Raw genomic sequence first — 17,035 nt, 5'->3', positions numbered from 1 at the left:
AACCGGCGCGCGGCTCTTCGGCCGAATGGACATCGAGCACGCTCGACAGCCGGCTCCCATATCGCGCCGGAAATCCGCCCGTCATGAGCGTAATGTCGCCAACGGTCGGATCGATGAACGTGCTGAACAACCCGCCGACATGAAACGGGTTGTAGATCGGATAGCCGTCGAGGAGTATGAGATTCTGATCCGCCTCGCCGCCGCGCACGTTGAAGCCCGTCGAGAAATCGTTGCGCGCTTCGACCCCCGGCAGCAGTTGCACGATGCGCAGAACGTCCGGGTCGCCGAGCTTCGGCACTCCCTCCGCCGCGCGCGCCGTGATCTGCACCGTTCCGACCGCCGGTCTCGAGTCGAACAGCTCGCGGTCGATCGGCCGCGCTTCGGTTTTCACCGCGTTCAGCACCTGCGCCTCCGCCTGCAACCGCAGCTCGATCCGCGTCGTGTCGCCCGCGCGCACGACGACCGCGCGATCCAGCGTCGCGTAGCCGAGCAAATGCGCGCGGATCGTCCGATCACCGGCGGCCACCGCACGAATGACGAATCGGCCGTCCGAGTCGGCGATCGCCCCCTGCGTCGTGCCCACGACGGAGACCGCGGTCCCCGCACGACGCTCCCCTCTCTCCGCATCCACCACGCGTCCGGCGATGACGCCGGTCGTGTCTCGCCGCGCCGGTTGTTGCGCGCGCAGTGACTCGCCCATGCCGCCGAAGGCGAGACACACGAACGCCAGCGCCGCCGTCGTGACGTATTTCGACAGAATCACGCGATGCACGTCCCGTGGGTCGTCGATGGTCTGTCGATCGAGGTCGAGCGCCGGCGGACCGATCAGGAACGGGTGCAACTGGTTTCCGCCCGCCGCGCCGTGCGCGCCAATCTGATCGTCGAACGAAACGATCTCGTATCCGTCGTAGGCCCCGAAGATCGTGAGATCGCCGGTGTTCGGTTGGGAAACGAGTCGTTCGAGCGCGCGAATCACGAGAGAAGAAGTCCCGTAGGGCTCGAGAGGGTTCGCGCCTTCGATCACGCGGGTCACCCCGTCGTCGAGAATCGCGCGACCTGTCCTACTCTCCACGTGGACCGCGGTTCCGTTTCGCGCCGCCAGCAGCCCGACGCCCGGGTGGTCGAGCAGGGCATCGTACAGCGCGGCCTTCCGGCGGTCGTCGGCGATCTGGTCGATGTCGAGCGGGCGCGGGTCGTCGGCGAAGTACAACAGCGCCAGGTCGGAGCTGTACGTGACGACGACGTCGTGTCCCGCCTCGACGCGGTACTTCTCGGGCAGGATCAGCTCGCGAAGGCCGTACTTGCTCCGCACCCAATCCCGCGCCCGCAGAATGATTCCACGCACCGTGCGATGCCGCTCCGGCGTCGCCTCGGCCACGGCGTCAACGACGCGCGCGCTCATGTCGGCGTACTCGCCGTCCTGGGCGAAGCTGGTGCTCGAGCTCAACGCCCGCTCACCCGTCCGCGCCGCGTCGCGCTGCAGGATGTGCTCGACCGTCGTGCCGAGCGTCTCGCCGAAGCGCACGCGGTAGCTCACCGACGGCGTCATCCCGTGGTCGGAGAGAATCACGAGATCGTACTGGCGTCCACCGGCGTTGCGGATCATTCGACGGATCTCGCGGATGCGCGCGTCCGTGCGTCGCAGATCGCGCAGCGCTTGGAAACTCGCCGGACCGAAGTGATGTCCCAGCTCGTCATACTGCATGAACGTGCTGTAGATGACCGGCACACCGAGGTAGACGTCGAGCAGCACGGCCATCGTTTGCAGCTCGCGCACGATCACGCCCGTGAGCACGCGGATGAACGGAAAGAGTCCTTCACTGTGCGTCCGTCGTCCCGTCAGTTCCGCGATGCTGCGCTCATAGTCCTCGCGCAGCCACTCGAGCGCGGCCTGAACGCCCATGCGCAGCACGCGGATCGGGTGGATGAGCATGAGCATCGCCATGCGCCACCCGCCGAGCCGCGCGAAGACGGACGTCTGTGCGCGCGTCGCGACGGTGAACGCGACGTTCTGGGCGTCGCCGTCGAGCAAGTTCACGTAGCTCGATCCGCCCGCCAGCGCGCCGGGCGCGGTGATGCGGTCGCGGATGTACTGCACGCCCGCCGGCGTGTTGCACGTGATGACGCGCTGCTCTGCCTTGTCGTAGAAGCGGAACGCCGGAATCCCGTCGTTCTCGCCGTGGAAGAATCCGGCCTGGCAGTAGGGCGTCGCCGACGGGAGCCCGCAGAACCAGCCGCGCAACGTGTACCCTTCCTCGCGCACCATTTGCTCGATCGTCGGGCAGTACCCGAGCTCGATCGCGCGACGCAGCTCGGCGTACGCCAGCGCGTCGATCTGGAGCATGACGAGGCCACGACGTTCGTCGCGAGGTCGCCGCTCCCGGCGGAAGACGCGATATTTGAGGGCGAAATACCACTTCAACAGTCGCGACGGACGCCGCCTTTCTACACGAGGCGCGCCGTCCACGTGAGGCGTGCCCGCGTTCAGCGGCACGCCATCCGCCTCGGGGGGACGATTGGCAGGCACCGTCGGTGTGGCGATCGCGTTCGGCGCCGGGCTCGCGAGCTTTCTCTCGCCTTGCGTGCTTCCGCTCATTCCGAGCTACATCACTTTCATCACGGGACTCTCGCTCGACGACGCCAACCGCGCGCGGCGCACGACCGTCGTCCACGCGTTGCTCTTCGTCGCCGGCTTCTCGATCATCTTCCTCGCCCTCGGCGCTTCGGCCACGCTCATCGGTCGCCTGCTCGTCACGTATCGGGTCTGGATCAGTCGGGTCGGCGGAGTGCTGGTCCTCGCCTTCGGCCTGTACCTGCTCGGCGTCTTCAACCTAGGCATCTTCGCTCGAGAGCGCCGGATCCATCTCACAGACAAACCGCTCGGCTACTTCGGGACGGTGCTGGTCGGAATCGCGTTTGGGGCCGGGTGGACGCCGTGCATCGGACCCATCCTGGGCAGCATCCTCACCTACGCGGCGACCCAAGCGCAGGTGTCGCGCGGCGTCGCGCTGCTCGGTGCCTATTCGCTCGGCTTGGCGGTTCCATTCGTGTTGGCGGCCGTCGCCGTGGAACGGTTCCTCGCCGCCTTCGCGATCGTCCGCGGCCACATTTTCTGGGTCAGCCGCGTCGCCGGCGCGGTCCTCGTCTTGGTCGCGGTCCTGATGATCAGCGACTACATGTCGGTGCTCACCGGCGTCTTGCAGGGCTGGACGCCCAACGCCCTCAAACAGCTACTGTAGCTCGGCGATCCAGTCCCGGCTGCGGTCGATCAGGTCACGCACCGAGACCGGCTTTACCAACACGTCCGAGCATCCGGCGTCGAGGCACCGCTGCCGAGTCTCTCGATCGTCGTGCCCGGTCAGGACGACGATCCTTTTTGTACCCGAATTCTTGAGCGGCTCCGCGAGCAACAACCCGTCGCCGTCCGGAAGCGTCAGATCCAACAAGGCCACCGACGGCGGATCACTCCGCGTCACCGCCAACGCGCTCTCGATCGAATCCGCCACCGATACACGCCACGGCACCGTCTCCAGCAGAATCTGGAGCGCCGTCGTCACGTGCTCGTTGTCCTCGACGATCAATATGTGCGGCGCCACGTGCTGTCTCTACTCGCGGGTGCGTACATGATTCCTCTTCCGTACGGTCCGCGTATTGGCCTGTGTAGCTGTACCAATTGGTACTGCACCGATTTCGCGGAATGAAGGGATTTCGCGGAAAAACGCTCTTTGTTTTAAAGAATACTTTTTGCTTTTTCCGCGATACTCCGCCCAATCCGCGAAATCCGTAGTCCCTAGTCGTAAGGGCCGACAAGGCGCTACGAAAGTATTACGCCACCTGGGACTCAATCGGCGCGAGGCGGCGTGACAGGCACGGTGAAAAAGAACCGGCTGCCGGCGCCGAGTCGGCTTTCGACCCAGATGCGGCCGCCATGCATCTCGACGAGCTTGCGCGCGATCGTGAGCCCGAGCCCGGTGCCGTGGTGCGGACGCGAGGGCGTCGCGTCGACCTGGGCGAACTCGCGGAAGATGAGGTCGTGGTGCTCTGGCGCGATGCCGACACCCGTGTCGCCGACTTCCACCATCACCGATTGCACCGGCTCGCCGCTCGCCAAACACGCCTTCAGCCAGACGCGGCCGCCGGCGGCCGTGAACTCGATCGCGTTGCCGAGCAAGTTGCCGACGACGTGCGCGATCTTCTCGCGGTCGGCGGTCACTACCGGCACGCCGGCGTCGGCTTCGACGAAGAGCGTCAGTCGCTTTTTCTTGAGCAGCGACTCGTTGAGAGCGCTCGCCTGTTCGAGCACCTCGCGAACCGTGAAGCGCGTCGGGATGATCGCCAACTGGTCGGCCGCGCCGCGCGCGTAGGTGAGAATCTCGCCGACTTGATCGAGCAGCTGACGTCCGCCATGAATGATGCCGTTCACGCTCTCGAGTTGCCTGGGCGACAGATCGCCCAGAATGCCGTCGCGGAGAATCTCGGCGTGCGTGATCACCGCGGTGAGCGGCGTGCGGAGGTCGTGGGAGATGTTGGCGAGGAACTGCGTCTTGAGTTTGTCGCGCGTACGAAGCTCGGCGATTTGCAGCATCGCCTCCTCGAAGCGCGTCTGAAGCGCGGCGAGTCGCGCCTCTGCGCTCGTCGGTGCGGTCATTGGCGATCGGATGTCTGCTGCGGATTCAACCCGGCTCATGCGTTGACATTACCTCTTGGAATCGCGTCTGCCAACTCGGGGTCCGTCAGGCCATTTTGTCCTCCCCCCGTACCACCTCCATCCCCCGGCTCCTCATCGATGGAGTCCTCGAGCTGCTGCCGGCTCAGGAGCGACCAATACCGGCCCCCGGCCGCCAAGAGCTCCGCGTGCTTACCCTGCTCGACGACCCGGCCTTCGTCCAGCACGATGATCCACGTCGCGTCCCGAATCGCGCTGACTCGATGGGAGGCGATCATCGCGGTTCGTCCGCTCAAGGCCTCGCGAAGTGACCGTAATATCTCAGCTTCGGTGTGCGTGTCCACTGCCGACAGCGCATCGTCGAGGAGCACGATGGCGGGCCGCCGGGCGAGCGCTCTCGCCAGCGCGGCGCGCTGCTTTTGGCCGCCCGACAGGTTGATCCCGCGTTCGCCGAGTACGGTGTCGTACCCGCCGGGGAAAGCCTCGATCGTGTCGCCGAGCTGTGCGACGTCGGCGGCCCAGCGCCCGTCGGCGTCGCTCGTGTCCGCGTAGGCGAGATTGCTCGCGATCGTGTCGGAGAAGAGAAAGCTCTCTTGTGGCACGTAGCCTATCTCTCGACGCAGGGTCGCGAGGTCGAGCTCTCGAGTCGGCACTCCGTCGATTCGAATCTCACCCTCCTGCGGGTCGAAGAGGCGCGGCACGAGGTCCATCAACGCGCTCTTGCCGCTCGCCGTCGCACCGACCACCCCGATCGTCGCACCCGCCGGAACCGTGAAGCTTACGTTGCGAAGCACCCAGCGCGGCTCTCCGTCCGCGTGCGCCGGATAGTGGAAGCCGACGTTGACGAACTCGATGCCGCGTCCGCCGCGCGTCGGCGGCAGCGTGCGCGGATGCTCCGGCTCCTCGAGCGCCGGCTTCGCGTCGAGCACGTCGAGGAGTCGCGTCATCGACGCCGCGCCGCGCTGAAACAGGTTGATGACCCAACCCAGCGCGATGAGCGGCCACGTGAGCATGCCCAGGTAGAGACCGAATGCGACGAAGCTTCCGACGGTGATCGATCCGCGCAGCACGAGCACACCGCCGACGCCCACGACGCTCACCATGCCGAGCCCCGCGAGAATCGAGAAGCCTGGCTGCATGGCGCCGTAGAGCCGCGCGAGCGCCATGTTCCGCTCGAGATATTCCTCGTTCGCCGCCGCGAACCGCGCGATCTCGGCGCGCTCCTGCCGGAACGCGCGCACGATGCGCACGCCCGCAAGATTCTCCTGCGCGAGCGTGGTGAGGTCGGAAAAGTGTGACTGCACGGCTTCGAAGCGTGCGTGAATTCGTCGCCCGATGAGAATGCCCAGCAGCGGAAGCAGCGCCATCGGCAGCGCGGCCGCAGCGGTCAGCCCCGGCGAGATATACACCATGAACGCCAAAGCGAACGCGCCGCCGGCGATCGTGTTGGTGAGGTACATCACCGCCGGGCCCGCGGCCATTCGGACGGCGCTCAAATCGTTCGTCAACCGGGCCATGAGGTCGCCGGTGCGTACGCGGGAGTAGTATGTGGCATCGAGCCGTTCTAAATTTCTGAACAGATCGTTGCGTAGGTCGTATTCGATCCAACGGCTCATGCCGTTGAGAAGCTCTCGCATCCAGAAGCGTCCGACACCTCCGATGAGCGACACGCCGATCATGGCGGCGCCGAGGAGCCAAATGGAACGCAATGGAGCGCCGGCCCGGATACCGTCGAGCGCGCGGCGCAGGAACCACGGCCCCGTGCTCGCGAACGCCGCCGATGTGACGACAAGCACAACGCCCGTGACCACTGAACGACGGTACGGTCTATAGTACGGAATTAATCGCCGAAGCGAGCGCAGCGACGGCACCGACTTTGCCACTTCTTAGTGTACTCCAGGAGGATTTCCCATGACCCCACCCATCATGACGAAAGATACCCGCCGCCTCGGCGCGTCGATCGTGCTCGCTGCCGCGCTCTTCGCGGCGTGTAGTAAAGAAGCGAAGAAAGGTCCCGACAGCGCCGCGCTCGGCGCGGACAGCTCGCTGAGCCGCGATCTCGCGATGGCGAATCACGACAGCGCGGCGAAGCCTCAGTTGAAGGACACTGCTCCCGCTCCCGCTGCCGCGCCCGCGCCGGAACGCAAGCGTCCCGAGCCTCGCGCGCATGACGTGAAGCCGTCGACGCCGAAGCCCGGCGCCGCCGCGACGTCCGTGACGACGCCGAGCGGCAACAGCGAGACGAAGAATCCCGCGGGCAGCGAAGGCGCGAAGGCGGGCGGCGCGGTCGGCATGATCGCGGCCGGCACGACGCTCAACCTTCATGCAAGTGAGAAGGTCTGCACGAACACCAACGCGGTCGGCGACCACGTGAGCGCTACGCTCGACGGCGCGGTGTCCGGCACGAACGGCGCGTCGATTCCGTCCGGCGCGACGGTGAACATGACCGTCACTGAGCTCAAGCGCAGCGAGAACTCGAACGATCCGATCGTCATCAACTTCGCCGTCAATTCCGTGACGTTCGGCGGCAAGACGTATCCGCTCGATGCCAGCGTGACGTCCGCATCGATCGACCGCATCCGCGACGAGTCGAAGGGCAAGGACGTGCAGAAGGTCGCCGTCGGCGCCGTCGCCGGCGCCATTGCCGGAAAGCTCATCGGCAAGAGCACCAAGGGCGCCGTGATCGGTGGCGCCGCGGGAGCCGCCGCCGGAGCCGGCGTCGCCGCCGCCACGGCCAACTACCAGGGCTGCATCCCAGCCGGCGGTCCCATCGTCGTCAAGCTCAACTCGGCGGCGACTGTCAAGGCCTAGTTCGCGAGCTTTAGAGATGTCAAACGGGGCGCTCCTTCGCGGGCGCCCCGTTTTGCTTCTTGCCGTCGGCTACCTGCAGAGCGGCTTCGTTTTCGCCTTGCCGACGATGAACGTCGTCGCCGGAGCTAGAAGCCCTGCCTGAGTCCGATCTTGACCGTGTAGTTGGTCGGCGGCGCCGTCGTGACCGTGTTCCCGGAATCATGCAGCACGAACAGCAACCCCGTCTCGAAATACATGTCCGTTCTGGGCGTCAGTGACACGCCCAACTGATAGTCGGTCCCGAACGTCGGATCCCAACCGCCCCCCATTCCGCTCAACTTCGTATCCGTCGTCGCGTCGCGGAAATTGCCGAACTGCGTGGCGCCGGCTTTGAGAACGAACGACGAGCGAATCCCCAGAAATCCTCCGCCCAAACGCCCCGTGATCAGGAACTGCGTCACGTCTGCCTTGGCGATGCACCCGCCAAGCGTTGGGCAGGACCCGAACACGCCGACCGGGTTGTAGTTCAATCGCGGCGACGCAAAAGCGGCTTCGAGTCCGACCGCCGACCCGGCCGTGAGCGTCTTCTCGACTGTCGCCGCGACCGACGTGGTCCATCCAAAATCCCACGTCGTGTTGCTCCGGCCGTCGGTGTACGTGCCGAGCTCGAAGAGCCCATACGAAAGACCGACGTTGTACGGGCTCGTCGGTTCAGGGCCACGCGGCGCGCGGATCTGCGCATTGGCGCGAGTCGTCAACGCCACGCCGACGAGAACACACGACCACACGAATCGCTGTCGCACTCGGGCCTCCGGGCGTTGTTGCGGGTCGTGCACGACTCCGCCTAAGTTAGCCGCCACATGACGTTCATCGACCCTCGGCTCACCGAGCGCCGGAACGCGCGCACGGCCGCGATCGATCTCGCCACGCCGCTCGAAATCGTCGACCTTATAAACGCCGAAGATCGAACCGTTCCCGAGATCGTCGGCGCGCAGCGCGAGGCGATCGCCCGCGCCATCGAGACCGCCGAAGCCACCTTTCGCCGCGGCGGCCGGCTGTTCTACGTCGGCGCCGGCACGTCCGGGCGACTCGGTGTCCTCGACGCCTCCGAGTGTCCGCCGACCTACGGTACCGACCCCGAGATGGTGCAGGGGGTCATCGCCGGCGGAGCGCCGGCCCTCACGCGCTCGCAGGAGGGCGCCGAGGATCGCATCGAAAGCGCGGCCGAAGACCTCACTGCGCACGGCGTCCGCGAAGGCGATTTCGTCATCGGAATCGCAGCCTCGGGGACCACGCCCTACGTGCGCCGTGCGCTCGAGCATGCCCGTGTCGTGAGCGCGGCGACGGCCCTCGTCGCCTGCTCCCCGCCTCCTCAGGAGACACTCGACCTCGTCGATATCCTGATTCTCCCGCTGACCGGCCCCGAGGTCGTCACCGGCTCGACCCGAATGAAGGCGGGCACCGCCACCAAGCTCGTGCTCAACATGATCACGACGGGCGCCATGATCCGGCTCGGCAAGACCTACGGCAACCTCATGATCGACCTCCGCGCCACGAACAACAAGCTCAAGGATCGGAGCGAGAGAATTCTCATGGAGGTTTGCGAGGTCGGCCGAAAAGACGCGCGCGATCTGCTCGAGCAAGCGGGCGGCGTGGTGAAGACCGCGATCGTCATGCATTTCCTCGAGACCTCGCGCGCCGATGCCGACCGCGCGCTCGACGAGGCGGGCGGCGTCATTCGGCGAGTCGTCGACCGCCCACCGCCGCCCGTACCCGACATTCCATTGTGAGCGTCTACGTCGGCTTGATGTCGGGCACCTCACTCGACGGCATCGCGGCCGCCGTCGTCCGGTTCATCGCCGACGACCCGAGCGACAACCGCATCGAGTCCCAGCTGCTCGCGTTTCGCTCTAGCCCGTACACTCCGGCGCAGCGCACGCGCCTGGAGGCCGCGCTCGAGGGCGGATCGGCGCGCGACTACTGCAACCTCGCCTTCGACCTCGGCCACTGGCTCGCCGACTCGGCGATCGGTGCGCTCGCCGACGCCGGCGTTCCTCGCGGCGACGTGCGCGCGATCGGCTCGCACGGCCAAACGCTCTGGCACGACCCGCCCCACTCGACGTGGCAGCTCGGGGAATCCGCCGTGATCGCCGAGCGGACGGGCATTTCGGTCGTGAGCGACTTTCGCGTTCGCGACGTCGCCGCCGGAGGGCAGGGCGCGCCGCTCGTTCCCATCGCCGACGCGATTCTTTTTTCCGGCGACGATTGGCGCGCCCTCCAGAACATCGGCGGCATCGGCAACGTCACCGTCGTTCCCCCGGGCGGCGACGTGCGCGGCGTGCGCGCCTTCGATACCGGGCCGGGCGTCACCGTCGTCGATGCGGTGACGAGATTGTTGAATCCTTCACTGACGTTCGACGTCGACGGCGCGCTTGCCGCCGCCGGATCTCCCGTCGATTCCGTGGTCGATCGTCTCCTCACGCACCCATACTTCTCGACCGACCCGCCCAAGTCCACGGGCCGCGAGCTCTTCGATCGCGCCTACGCCGAGTCGCTCGTCGACGATTGCCGTGCGGCCAAGCAGGGCGCGACGACGCCGGACATCGTCGCCACCGCGGCCGCTCTCACGGCGCGCAGCATCGCCGACTCGTATCGCCGGTTCTTGCCTGAGCCGGTCACGGAGGTGCTGGTCTCTGGCGGCGGCGCCAGGAATCCGACGCTGATGCGGATGATCGAGCATGCGCTCGCTCCGCTCTCCATTCGCCCGTTCGCGGCCCGCTACTTCGATGGCGAAGCCAAAGAAGCCGTCGCCTTCGCGCTCCTCGCCCACCTCCACCTCGAGTCACGCGCCGCCAACGTCCCGCGCGCGACGGGAGCAAAAGGTCCGCGAATTCTGGGCAAGCTCACGCCGGCCTGAGGGAAGTTCGCCCGGAACTCCGGCTACGAGGTTCGCCGAGAAAATTCAACACAGATGACGCAGATTGGAACGACAATCCCGCAGATAAAAGCTTATAAACAATCTGCGGGATCGTTTTTCAAAATCTGCGGCATCTGCGTTGAGTTTTTCTGGCCTGGTAGAGCCGATCCGGCTCAGCGTGGCGCGGCGTTTCGACGTTCCCTAGGGACTCGGCGGTCCGCTCGTTACAGCGTCAACGCGTGGCCGCCGAGTACAGGAACCACAGCGCGCCCGCGATCGCCAACGCGAGCAGCCCAAACGAAATCGTCCGTCCCGCGTTTCGCCTCGCGTCCGAGACGACCGGTGGCGGAACCTCGGGGGCGGGAGGCTGCGCCTTCTGCGGCGTGTACTTCTTCAATAGCTCCTGGGGCGACAGTTGCTGCGGGCGGGCCGGCGGCGGCTCGTCGCCCAACTCGCCGGCCACGTTTGCCGGCAGCCCTTCGATCGCTTCCATCTCTTCAGTCGGAAAGACTCGCGGGTCGATGCCGAATGCATCGATCGGGTCCGTCGGCGTGAGCGTGCTCGGAAGCGGGAAGACCTGGTGTCCCACTTCATCCGTGTCGGCGGGCGGGAAAAGCCCATTCCCGTCGAACCGCGCCAAGATGACCGTGATGTTGTCCGGTCCACCCCTCGCGTTCGCCAGATCGATCAAGCTTTGACACGCGGCTTCTAGGTCGTCCTGCTCCGTCACGACTTCGGCGATCGCGTCTTTGTTGAGTTGACTCGAGAGTCCGTCGCTGCACAACACCAGCACGTCGCCGCGTCGCACCGGCTGGTGCGTGAGATCGACGCGGATGTTCTGCTCGGGACCGAGCGCCTGGAGGATGATGTTGCGACGCTCGCTGTGCTCGGCCTCTTCTTCCGTGAGCTCGCCCGCCTCGACGAGCTTCTGCATCAGCGACTGATCCTTCGTGATCTGTCGCGCGACACCGCGGCGCACGACGTAGGCCCGAGAGTCGCCCACCTGTGCCAAATACAGCGTGTCGCCCAGCAGGCCGGCGATCGTCGCCGTCGTCCCCATCCCGCGATACTCGGCGTGCTGCGACGCGTACGTGTGGATCTGCGTGTTGGCGTTCTTGGTCGCCGTCTTGAGCGCGAGAACGAACGCCTCGGCGTCGGTCGCGGGTTGCTGGACCCAGTTCGTGCGCATCTCGGTCTTGATCGACTCGACCGCCATCGCGCTCGCGATCTCGCCGGCGGCCGCGCCGCCCATGCCATCCGCGACCATGAACAGCGACCCCTTCGGACCCGCCCCTTGTTGTCGCGTCGCGGTCGGCAACGACGAATCGTCCGTCGACAGATCGGCGACGAGATACGCGTCCTCGTTGTGCTCGCGAGTCCGCCCCACGTCTGTTTTGCCGAACACATGCACGACGATTCCAGCACCAATCGCGTCCGGGTTCGGCGTCACAGGGAAGGGGGCGGAGGATGGACTCGGTGGGGAGGAGATATCCGCAGGGGGAAGGTCGCCGGCCCAGACTAGCCGACGAGGTGAACGGGCGGGAAGAGCATGGCCGGCGAATATAGACCGACCGGGAGGGCGTGGTCAATCAATTGCACCGCCGTGCGTTGCATGACGTCCTGGAGGTGGTGCGGAGCGTCCTATCGTCGCCTGGCCGGGTCCAAATAGCTTTCCGATCGCATGCGAACCGTGTGTCTCCGCGCCCATGATCCCCTCGTCTCGCTTGCGTCGGCCCTGAGCCTCGCCGCCGCATGCAGCTCGCCCGGCCGGTTGCCGACGCCGACTCCCACGCCGACCCCGACGTCGGCAAAGCCCGCGGCGCCCAGCCCGCCGGCTGCCAATCCATCGGTCGCGCCCGCTGCGGCGCTACCTCCTAGGGACGCCACTCGGCCGGCACCCTTGCCGCCGATACCGCTCGTGGAAGGTCCCGTCGCGGTGAAGGTGCAGTTCCCGTCCCCCAACGAAGCAATCAGCGTCCGCGACTCCAACTTCATTTTCGGCTCCGTCGGCAACGGCCACGCCGAGCTGACAATAAATGGGACGCCCGTTCCGGTGGCACCAAATGGTGCTTTCCTGGCGTTCCTCCCGGTGCCTCCGCCGACTGCCCCGCGTTACGAGCTTGTCGCGCGCACGCCGACGGACAGCTCGCGTGCCGTGGTGCGCGTGCGTGTTCCACCCCCTCGTCCGGACCTCTCGACCCCCACTGGTCGCCTCGCGATCGATTCGTCGAGCGTCTCACCGCGCGGCGGCTATCGCGCGTTGCGCGACGAGGAGCTCGTTCGCGTGAGCGTGCGCGCCTCGCCCGACGCTGACGCGTCGGTAGTCACGAATGGAATGAATCAGCCGCTCGTCTACCTCGGCGGAAATCTTTACGCGACCGACGTGCGTGCGGTCGATCTGCGGAACGGCGGTCAGCTGGTCGTTTCCCGCGGCAGCGAGATGATTCGCATGGAGCTCGCGAAGATCTACGAGCCGCGCCCGGCACATTACGTGATGCTCGGCGACACGATCGCCCAGCGCGACACCGACGCCTACGTCATCGGCCGGCCGACGCCCGGCGGCACATACAAATGGATGTTCGTGCCGGGCACGATCGTGCTCGAGACGGGTCGCGTCGGCGACAACGTCCGTGTGCGGCTCGATTCTCAGCTCGAGGTTTGGGTGGACTCGGAGAACGTGAAGTCGCTCATGCCCGGATATCCCGCCCCGCATCGCACCATCGGCCCCATGTCCGTCGTCCCCTCGGCCGAGTGGGTCGATCTCGTGCTGCCGATTTCATCGGCGCCCCCGTTTTTGGTGGAGCAGGACACGCGGCACGTGTCGTTGACGCTCTATGGGACGCAGGCGTCGCCGGAGACGATCAAGTATCTCCAGAACGAGCCGTTCATCCGCGTCATCAACTGGGTGCCCGTCGGCTCGGATCGAATTCGGCTCGACATCGAGCTCTCGCGTCCTCCCTACGGCTATCTGGTGCTCTTCGATCCGCGCGGTTTCGTTCTGCGTTTGAGACGGCCGCCGCGCATTTCCGCGGCGCGGCCGCTCGAGGGACTCACCATCACCGTCGATCCGGGACACCCGCCCGGCGGCGCGCTCGGTCCCACCGGCCTGACCGAAGCCGTGGCGGTCCTGCCCGTTTCGTTCAAGTTGCGCGACATCCTCGAGTCGCGCGGCGCCCACGTCGTCATGACGCGGACGACGATGGATCCCGTCGACCTCCATCTCCGCTCGGTCATCGCGCGGCGCGCGAACTCCGCGGCCCTCGTCTCGATTCATCTCAACGCGTTCGGCGACGGCGTCGATCCCTTCCCGAACGTCGGCACGAGCACTCTCTTCTTCCATCCCCAGACCGAACCGCTCGCGCGACTCGTGCAGTCCGGCATGGAATCCGAGATGGGCCTCCGCGACCTCGGCGTCCACTACCAGAACATCGCGATTGGTCGCACGACCTGGATGCCCTCGCTCATTTGCGAAGGAGCGTTCTTGATGATTCCTGAACAAGAGAACGCACTCAAGACGCCGGAATTTCAAGAACGCTACGCTCGCGGGGTCGCCGACGGGATTGAGGCGTATTTCAGGTCCATCGCGCAGTGAACGGGTGGACGGGTGGACGGGTGGACGGGTGGACGGCTAAGCGCCGACGACGCCCACTCGCGCCTCGAGTCTGGCGACTGACATCTCGGCTGTTTCGCGTCCACCTGTCCACCCGTCCACCCGTCCACCTTGTTCTCGCCGCAATTCTCCTCACGCGCACAGCCGCCGGCCAAGCTCCGAACCTCACCTGGCGCACCCTCACCACGCGCCACTTCCGCATCAACTTCAATCCGCCGCTCGAACCGCTCGCCCGCCGCCTCGCGGCAGACGCCGAGCGTGCGTACGACCAGCTGTCGCACGAGATGCACCCGCCGCGCGGGATGATCGACGTCGTGTTGTCGGACGACGTGGACTTCTCCAACGGATCCGCGACGTCCTTTCCGTCGAACCGCATCGTCGTTTACGCCAATCCGCCGGCCACCGAATCCGCGCTGCGCTACACGAACGATTGGACGCAGATGGTGATCACGCACGAGCTCACGCACATCTTTCAGCTCGATCGCGTGCGCGGCATCTGGGCGCTGAGCCAACATGTTTTCGGCCGCTCGCCACCCACCTTCCCGAACCTGTACGCGCCGTCGTGGATCCTCGAGGGTCTCGCCGTCTACGAGGAGTCGCACTTGGCCGGCGCCGGCCGCGTCGAAGGATCCGAGCACCGGATGATCGCGCGATCGTCCACGGTCGACGCGGCCTTTCCGCGTATCGGCGCGTGGAGCCTCGGGCAGCCGCGCTATCCGTTCGGCGAAGCCGCATACGCCTACGGCTCGCTCTTCATGGACTACCTCGCGAAGACCCGCGGCGACACGACCATCCGCAAATTCGTCGAGGCGCAGAGCGGTTATCTGATTCCATACCTGCTGAATCCTCCCGCGCGGAGTGGATTCGGCATTTCGTTCACGAAGGCCTGGTCGGAGTTCCGCGACTCCATCGCGCGAACCATCCGCGAACCGGGCGCTCGGCCGCTGCAAGCGTGGCGGCAGCTCACGCGCGACGGCCCATACGCGTTCTCCCCGCGCTGGCTCGGCGATTCGACCATTCTCTACAGCGGCGGTCCCGGACGGCAGACCTTCGGAGCGTATCGCGTCGACCTGTCTGGTAAGGAGCACCGCATCGGGCGCCGCAACGGCATTTCGCCCAACCTGGGGCTCGCCAACGGCGATCTCCTCTTCTCGCAGATCGAGTTCGTGAATCCGTATCAAGAGCGATCCGACCTGTACGTGCAGCGCGGCGGCAGCCAGCACCGAATCACATACGGAAAACGCCTCACCACGCCCGACGTCCGCGCCGACGGCGCCATCGTCGCTTCGCAGATCACCGCGGGCGCCACGCATCTCGTTCGGCTTTCGCCCGACGGCAAGACGATCACGCCGCTCACCACCGGCAGCTTTGACGAGTGGTGGACGGAGCCGCGCTGGTCCCACTCCGGCGATCGCATCGTCGCGTCGCGCTGGATGCGCGGCAACGTCTCGCAGATCGTCGTGCTCGACACGCTCGGCCGCATCCTCCACCTCGTCTCGAGCGGCGGCTCGATCGAGCGATCGCCGAGTTGGCTCCCCGGCGATGCGGGAGTCATGTACAACTCCGACCGCGACGGAGCGACGCAGATCTACGTCGAGCGATTCGCCGACACGCACACGTTCGCGGGCGCTTCGACGCGGCGCTTGAGCGACGTCGTCACGGGCGTGTTCGACCCGGTCCCGTCGATCACGGGTACACACCTCGCTGCTATAGACTTCCGGATCAACGGCTACCACCTCGGCGTCGGTACCTACGACGCCAACTCGGGAACGCCCGTCCCCGACTATCGCGACACGCTTCCCCACGCCGGCGTCGCGCCGCTCATCACGAACGACACGACGCGCGTCGGGCCATACCACGCGTGGTACAGCTTCTATCCGCGCTACTGGCTCCCGGTCATCAACCCCGGGATCGACGGCGGCTACCGCATCGGCGTGCTCACGACCGGCGACGACGTCATCGGGCGCCACTCGATGCAAGCGCAGGTCGCCTTCCCGACGAACAACACCGGCATCGTTGGAGAAGTCTCATATCAGTACGCCGGCCTCGGCCTTCCGATCCTTTCGGTCGATGCGTTTCAGGATTGGCAGTCGCTCGGCGGCGTCTTCGCGCCCACGCCGGGCCGGCCAATCATCGGCGAGGTGTTCCGTCGCGTTCGCGAAGCCGACTTCCTTGCGACCTACCTTCGCCAACACGTGCGATCCGCGCTCTCGATCTCGGGCGGCTTCGGCGTCGAATCGCGTTCGCATACGACGACCGCGCCGGTTTCGATCGCCCAGCTCGACACCGCCGGTGAGCTCGGCAGTCCCAGCTTCCCGACGCTGACCGCCGCGCTCGGCTACGCGAACTATCAGCGTCCGCCGTTCAGCATCTCGCCCGAAGACGGCTTTCAATTCAACGCCACGGTGCGCGACCGGCTGCGCAGCGGACCGGCCGGTCAGGGCGGTGCCAGCCTCAGCACCGTCGGTATTCTTTCACTGTACAAATCGCTCGACCTCCCCGGCTTCGCCCATCACGTGATCGCCCTGCGCGGTGCGGTGGGATGGGCCGACGTCAACGCCAACGGGTATTACGTCGTCGGTGGCGTCAGCGGCGGTACTTTCCAGATCGTGCCTGGCTACACCGTCGGTGAAGGGCGATCGACATTTCCCGTCCGTGGCTTCCCATCCGGGACGCTCTTCGGCACGCGCGCGTTCGCGGGCACGGCCGAATATCGCGCTCCGCTCCGCATGATCGGCGACGCGGTGGGGATTCTGCCGTTCTTCTTCGACCGCACGTCGCTTACGCTGTTCAGCGACGTCGGCTCGGCGTGGTGTCCGAACGTCGCCCCCGGGCGCGAGGTCTGCAATACGTTCAACCCGCTCCTCACCACACGCACCGACATCGCGTCGGCCGGTGCAGAGCTCAACGTCAACCTCGGCGTACTCTCGTGGGACTCGGCCTATCGATTCCGTCTGGGCGTCGTCGCGCCGACCTACAATCGCGAACTGTTCGGCCAGAGGGCCGTCCAGGTGTATGCGGTGACGGGAGTGTACTTCTGAACGGCCGGTGG

Annotated in this window: 12 protein-coding genes; 6 read left to right on the top strand and 6 right to left on the bottom strand. The window is 66.2% G+C overall.

Features of this window, described 5'->3' with window-relative positions:
- Positions 1-2,527, bottom strand: a 2,527-nt coding sequence (locus tag VGQ44_07575) for a carboxypeptidase-like regulatory domain-containing protein (GenBank protein HEV8446663.1), incomplete at its 3' end; no start/stop codon positions are given.
- On the opposite strand from VGQ44_07575, the gene VGQ44_07570 reads away from it, so the two are divergent.
- Positions 2,517-3,239 (top strand): cytochrome c biogenesis protein CcdA, encoded by a 723-nt coding sequence (locus tag VGQ44_07570; GenBank protein HEV8446662.1) that lies wholly within the window; start codon positions 2,517-2,519, stop codon positions 3,237-3,239. The two genes, VGQ44_07575 and VGQ44_07570, sit on opposite strands and share 11 nt — an antisense overlap.
- On the opposite strand, the gene VGQ44_07565 is transcribed toward VGQ44_07570, so the two are convergent.
- The 3 genes from VGQ44_07565 to VGQ44_07555 form a co-directional block, all read right to left on the bottom strand.
- Positions 3,231-3,596 carry a response regulator gene (locus VGQ44_07565; protein HEV8446661.1) on the bottom strand — a complete coding sequence of 122 codons (366 nt, stop codon included), beginning with the start codon at positions 3,594-3,596 and terminating at the stop codon, positions 3,231-3,233. The genes VGQ44_07570 and VGQ44_07565 overlap by 9 nt on opposite strands.
- A gap of 245 nt (positions 3,597-3,841) precedes the next feature.
- The gene (locus VGQ44_07560; protein ID HEV8446660.1) at positions 3,842-4,648 is read right to left on the bottom strand and encodes a HAMP domain-containing sensor histidine kinase; all 807 of its coding nucleotides are present in this window, start codon (positions 4,646-4,648) and stop codon (positions 3,842-3,844) included.
- 35 nt (positions 4,649-4,683) lie between these two features.
- On the bottom strand, positions 4,684-6,477 hold the full coding sequence (locus tag VGQ44_07555; protein ID HEV8446659.1) for an ABC transporter ATP-binding protein: 1,794 nt from the start codon (positions 6,475-6,477) through the stop codon (positions 4,684-4,686).
- A gap of 100 nt (positions 6,478-6,577) precedes the next feature.
- On the opposite strand from VGQ44_07555, the gene VGQ44_07550 reads away from it, so the two are divergent.
- On the top strand, positions 6,578-7,477 hold the full coding sequence (locus VGQ44_07550; GenBank protein HEV8446658.1) for a hypothetical protein: 900 nt from the start codon (positions 6,578-6,580) through the stop codon (positions 7,475-7,477).
- A 125-nt stretch (positions 7,478-7,602) separates the two neighbouring features.
- Here VGQ44_07550 and VGQ44_07545 read toward each other — a convergent pair whose 3' ends face one another.
- On the bottom strand, positions 7,603-8,259 hold the full coding sequence (locus VGQ44_07545; GenBank protein HEV8446657.1) for a hypothetical protein: 657 nt from the start codon (positions 8,257-8,259) through the stop codon (positions 7,603-7,605).
- Between the two features lie 57 nt (positions 8,260-8,316).
- Between VGQ44_07545 and murQ the strand changes: the two genes are divergently transcribed.
- Together murQ and VGQ44_07535 are read left to right on the top strand one after the other, a co-directional pair.
- Positions 8,317-9,246, top strand: coding sequence for an N-acetylmuramic acid 6-phosphate etherase (murQ, locus tag VGQ44_07540; GenBank protein HEV8446656.1), 930 nt, complete (start codon positions 8,317-8,319; stop codon positions 9,244-9,246).
- Positions 9,243-10,373, top strand: a complete 1,131-nt coding sequence (locus VGQ44_07535; GenBank protein ID HEV8446655.1) for an anhydro-N-acetylmuramic acid kinase — start codon at positions 9,243-9,245, stop codon at positions 10,371-10,373. The genes murQ and VGQ44_07535 overlap by 4 nt, the downstream gene beginning before the upstream one ends.
- 232 nt (positions 10,374-10,605) lie before the next feature.
- Here VGQ44_07535 and VGQ44_07530 read toward each other — a convergent pair whose 3' ends face one another.
- Positions 10,606-11,823, bottom strand: coding sequence for a Stp1/IreP family PP2C-type Ser/Thr phosphatase (locus VGQ44_07530; GenBank protein HEV8446654.1), 1,218 nt, complete (start codon positions 11,821-11,823; stop codon positions 10,606-10,608).
- A 468-nt stretch (positions 11,824-12,291) separates the two neighbouring features.
- Between VGQ44_07530 and VGQ44_07525 the strand changes: the two genes are divergently transcribed.
- Positions 12,292-13,965 (top strand): N-acetylmuramoyl-L-alanine amidase, encoded by a 1,674-nt coding sequence (locus VGQ44_07525; protein HEV8446653.1) that lies wholly within the window; start codon positions 12,292-12,294, stop codon positions 13,963-13,965.
- Complete coding sequence (locus VGQ44_07520; protein HEV8446652.1) at positions 13,962-17,024, top strand: hypothetical protein; 3,063 nt, start codon at positions 13,962-13,964, stop codon at positions 17,022-17,024. Before VGQ44_07525 ends, VGQ44_07520 begins: the two co-directional genes overlap by 4 nt.
- Positions 17,025-17,035: the final 11 nt, after the last annotated feature.

Source organism: Gemmatimonadaceae bacterium (genome assembly GCA_036003045.1).
Lineage (GTDB): Bacteria > Gemmatimonadota > Gemmatimonadetes > Gemmatimonadales > Gemmatimonadaceae > JAQBQB01.
The sequence above is the reverse complement of the archived record's forward strand: the minus strand, read 5'-3'. Positions and strand labels throughout refer to the sequence as shown.

Bases quoted from the DNA above. Each gene is read 5' to 3' on its own strand.
- VGQ44_07560 (HEV8446660.1), bottom strand. From the start codon at position 4,648: ATGACCGCACCGACGAGCGCAGAGGCGCGACTCGCCGCGCTTCAGACG.
- VGQ44_07550 (HEV8446658.1), top strand. From the start codon at position 6,578: ATGACCCCACCCATCATGACGAAAGATACCCGCCGCCTCGGCGCGTCG.
- murQ (HEV8446656.1), top strand. From the start codon at position 8,317: ATGACGTTCATCGACCCTCGGCTCACCGAGCGCCGGAACGCGCGCACG.